Source organism: uncultured Campylobacter sp., from assembly GCF_937890585.1.
GTDB lineage: Bacteria > Campylobacterota > Campylobacteria > Campylobacterales > Campylobacteraceae > Campylobacter_A.
Map to the genome: position 1 here is coordinate 1 of NZ_CALACG010000348.1, position 4,397 is coordinate 4,397.

Consider the following 4,397-nt stretch of genomic DNA (forward strand, 5'->3'; position numbering starts at 1 on the left):
GTCTCAGCGACTATAAAGCTATCTTTGCTCTGCCAAATTTCATCAAGTGCGCTCGCAAAGACAAATTCGCTCTCTAGCCAGGGTTTTTCGGTATTAAAGTAGATATCGCCAAACTCTTCGTTAAATGGAATTTGCCCTTTAAAGCTTAAATTTGCATTTTTCATCTATTTTTTGCGAAATATCCATCTATGCCGTTTGCGATGCCGTTTGCAAGGGCTTTTTGATAGGCCTCGTTAAAGAGTTTTTCGCCCTCGACTGGATGTGTGATGTAGCCGATTTCTACAAGAACCGCTGGCATAAGAGCGCCCACGAGTACCCAAAATGGCGCCTCTCTCACGCTGCCATCGCTGGCTGCATAGACCTTTCTAGCGCTTGCTAAAATTTCCTTTTGGATGTCGATACCAAGCTTGTTTGAGGCGATGATCTTCTCACGGTTTAGCACGTTTAAAAACGTTTGCTGTGAAAAGTAGTTCATCTCTTCGATGTCTGATTTATTTTCAAGTGCGGCTGCATTTTTACTGCGTTCGCTTCTTGCAGGCGATAAGAAAAATGTCTCTATACCGTGCATGCTCTTTGCTTTAGCGGCGTTTGGAGCGGCGTTTGCGTGGATGGAGACAAAGAGGTCAGCCATCTTGTCGTTTGCAAATTTCGTTCTTGATCTTAAATTTATAAAAACATCAGTTGATCTGGTGAAATAGACTTTGTAACCACGAGATTTTAGTATCTCGCCAAGCTTTTTGGCTACACCTAAAACGGCTGTTTTTTCTTTTAAACTGCCATTTACCGCACCAGGATCCGTGCCGCCATGCCCTGGGTCGATGACGATCGTTTTGTTACGTGAAAATTTACCCGCAGCAACTGGAGGCAAAGGCGTCGTCACTGGCTCGCTGTGCGCTGGCTCTGGCTCTGGCTCTGGCTTTAAATTTGGCTCTGGCTCTTTTGGCTTGTCCTCTTCTTTTTTGTTTTTATTAAGCGGCGCTCGTACATTTTCATTTGAGATGAAATTTTGCGTGCTGATTATCAGCGCGTCGCCTGCTGCATTTGCTTTTATCGTCTTTTGAGCCTTGTCAGAAAAGATGATCCTAACGGTATTTTTATCATACTGCGAGATGTGGATGTAGTCTGAGATAAAATTTTTATATGTTAGAGGGTTGCCATTTAGCCTGCCCTCGATATGCATTATGTGTTTGTAGCAGTTTTGCTGTTTTAAAAATGATGTTTTTAGCTTTGCAGTGTCTACTTTGGTGTTAAATTTAAGCACCAAAGTCTCATTTACTTTTGTTGCACTTAGTAGCGTTAGAGCCGCGGCTGCTGAGGCGTTGGCACTCTTTACGCCGTTTAGCGCATTTAGGTCTTTTACGTAAGCGCCTGAGTCAAATCCAAGCGACTTTGAGCTGGTTATGAGCCTAGTAAGTGCCTGCTTTTTCGTGTTTTTATCGTTTTTAATGATCGCATCGACGTAGATATTTTTTATCTCGTTGTGAAGCTTTATCTTTGCACTTCTGCTTGAGCCGGCGAAATTCTTATCAAATTTAGCAAATGTCTGCGAATTTGTCGCCGCAAAAAGAAAACTAAAAGCAAGAAAAAAGAGGATTATCGCCCGTTTCATTCACCATGTACCAGCTTGTGCATTAGCTCTTTTACGCTTATTAGCTCTTTTAGTTTGTAGCCGTTAGCTCCTGTGAAAAATAGTCCGCTCTCTTTTTTGCCACTATATGCGTCAAATAGCCTATCCGCGATGCAATACCCAACTTGCTTTGCCTCTTTGCCTCTTTGGCAAGGGCTTACGCAGTTGCTTATGCACTGGATCTTTGGACCCATTCTTTTATCGACTAAATTTATCAAATTTGTTCTTATTCCACGAGCTGGATAACCAACTGGGCTCTTTATAAGCTCGATGTCTTTCTCTTCAGCCGCTAGCAAAACCTCTTTAAAGCCAATATCTGCGTCACACTCGTGAGTACCGATGAAGCGTGTGCCCATCTGAACGCCGTCTGCGCCTAGCGATATCGCCTTTTCGATGTCGTTTTTATCCCAAATTCCACCAGCTGCGATGAGCGGAAAGTCGCCCCACTCTTTGATCTCAGCTTTTACCTGCGGGATTAGGTTAAATAGCGAAAACTCAGGGTCTAAGCACTGCTCATAGGTAAAGCCCTGGTGACCGCCACTTAGCGGTCCTTCAAGCACCACAGCGTCTGGCAAGCGGTCATATCTTTGTAACCAGCGTTTGCAGATGATTTTTAATGCTTTTGCGCTTGAGACGATCGGGACTAGCGCGATATCTTTAAAATTTTGTGTAAATTCAGGTAAATTTGTAGGTAGCCCTGCACCTGAGACGATGATATTTATACCAGCCTCGCAAGCATCCTTAACCACTCTTGCGTAATCGTTTGCAGCATACATTATATTTACGCCAAGTGGCAAGTCGCCACAAATTTTACGTGCATTTTCTATGACAGCTCGAAGACCTCTTGTAGAGTAGAAATTTTCACTGCCAAAAGGCTTTGCGTTTAGCTCTTTATCTATAAATTTGCGGTTTTCATAGTAGCCTGTGCCAACTGAGCTAATTATGCCAAGACCGCCTTCTAAGCTCACATTGCCAGCTAGTTTGTCCCAGCTGATACCAAGCCCCATTCCGCCTTGAAATATCGGGTATTTTATCTCGTATTTACCTATTTTTAATGGCTTTAACTCCATTTATTCAACCTTTATCTTCGCAAATTTACGCTTACCAACCTGCAAGATATACTTGCCTGCTCCTAATTTTAACTGCTCATCACTAATTTTTTCTTGATTGACGCTAACTGCATTTGCTTTTATATCTCGTCTTGCTTGAGAGTTTGACTCACTTAGCCCACACTGAGATAAGGCTTCGACTATCCAAATCGGCGCTTTTAAGCTAAATTCTTTCATATCAGTTGGGAGCTGATTTTGAGAGTGAACACTGTTAAATTCAGCCATAGCAGCCTTAGCAGCCTCCTCGCCGTGATACCTCGCTGTTATCTCATAAGCAAGATCCTCTTTCGCCTTTTTTGGATGATATTTGCCATTATTTACGTCATTCATCAGCTCTTCTATCTCGCCAAGAGTTTTTGTGCTTAGTAGCTCGTACCAGCGCCACATTAGCTCGTCGCTTATGCTAAGCGTTTTTGCAAACATATCATTTGCATTTTCGGTTACGCCGATGTAGTTGCCAAGGCTTTTACTCATCTTATTTACGCCATCAAGCCCCTCAAGAAGCGGCATCATGATGACGGCTTGCTCTTTGCCGACGTTATATGTTCGCTGCAATGTTCTACCCATTAGCAGGTTAAATTTCTGATCCGTGCCGCCCATCTCGATGTCACACTTCATCGCCACGCTGTCATAGCCTTGAAGTAGTGGGTACATAAACTCTGAGATTGATATCGGGCTGCCCGCTTTTATCCTCTTTTCAAAGTCGTCTCGCTCTAGCATTCTAGCTACTGAAAATGTGCTAGTAAGCTCTATTATCCCAGCAGCTCCTAGCTCATTTGACCATTTTGAGTTAAACATTATCACGGTTTTTTTAGGATCTAAAATTTTAAAAACTTGCTCTTCGTAAGTTTTGGCGTTTTTTAAAACGGTCTCTTGATCTAGCTTTTTTCTAGTGGCTGACTTGCCAGTTGGGTCGCCTATTTGAGCGGTAAAATCGCCTATTAAAAACTGCACTATCGCGCCATGTTTTTGAAGCAAAGCCATCTTGTTTAAAACGACTGTGTGACCTAGGTGAAGGTCTGGAGCTGTTGGGTCAAAACCTGCTTTTACGTAGAAATTTTCACCTTTTTCATAATAATTTTTAACTAAATTTTCAACTCTCTCAGCATCGATCATCTCGGCAACGCCGCGGTTTATCTCTTGTAAAATATCGTCTATATCTTGAACCATTTTTCTCTCCTAATTATGATATGGGTCGCTTTGCGAAACAAAATCAATAATCTTATATCTATCTTTGATCTTCTCTTTGATCTCGTTTGCATCGATGTTTTCTGCTATTTCGACGCTTATTTCAAACGTATCTCCGCTAAGATCATTTGCTTCGTTTAGCGAGATTGTAGCTAAATTTATATCAAGTCTAGCAAGATATGTTAAAAATTCAGCCAACGCACCTTTTCTGTTTTCTAAATTTAATAAAATTTTATACCTATGCGGGGCATTTCTCGTCCATTTGACGAAAATAATCTCATCGCCACTCTCCATGAGCTTACCAGCACGCTCACAAAGCTTATGATGCACTGTCACAGTGTGACCATTTTTAAAGCCAACTATGCTATCGCCTCTTTTTGGATTACAGCAATAATCAAACTCAACGCTTGAAATTTTGTGGTTTGAGTAGATCACTATATTTTCAAATTTTTGCTTTTTTAGATATGAAAAAT

Annotated in this window: 4 protein-coding genes; all 4 read right to left on the minus strand. The window is 41.8% G+C overall.

Annotated features, from left to right (window positions below; all coding sequences use genetic code 11):
• Positions 1-160 precede the first annotated feature (160 nt).
• A complete protein-coding gene (locus Q0296_RS10440) occupies positions 161-1,609 on the minus strand; it encodes an N-acetylmuramoyl-L-alanine amidase (protein ID WP_298040324.1) in 1,449 nt (482 codons plus the stop codon).
• Positions 1,606-2,697, minus strand: coding sequence for a nitronate monooxygenase family protein (locus tag Q0296_RS10445; protein WP_298040326.1), 1,092 nt, complete (start codon positions 2,695-2,697; stop codon positions 1,606-1,608). Before Q0296_RS10445 ends, Q0296_RS10440 begins: the two co-directional genes overlap by 4 nt.
• The gene (tyrS, locus tag Q0296_RS10450; RefSeq protein WP_298040328.1) at positions 2,698-3,906 is read right to left on the minus strand and encodes a tyrosine--tRNA ligase; all 1,209 of its coding nucleotides are present in this window, start codon (positions 3,904-3,906) and stop codon (positions 2,698-2,700) included.
• A 9-nt stretch (positions 3,907-3,915) separates the two neighbouring features.
• Positions 3,916-4,397 (minus strand): ACT domain-containing protein (locus tag Q0296_RS10455; RefSeq protein ID WP_366939752.1); only part of this gene is annotated, 482 nt, incomplete at its 5' end.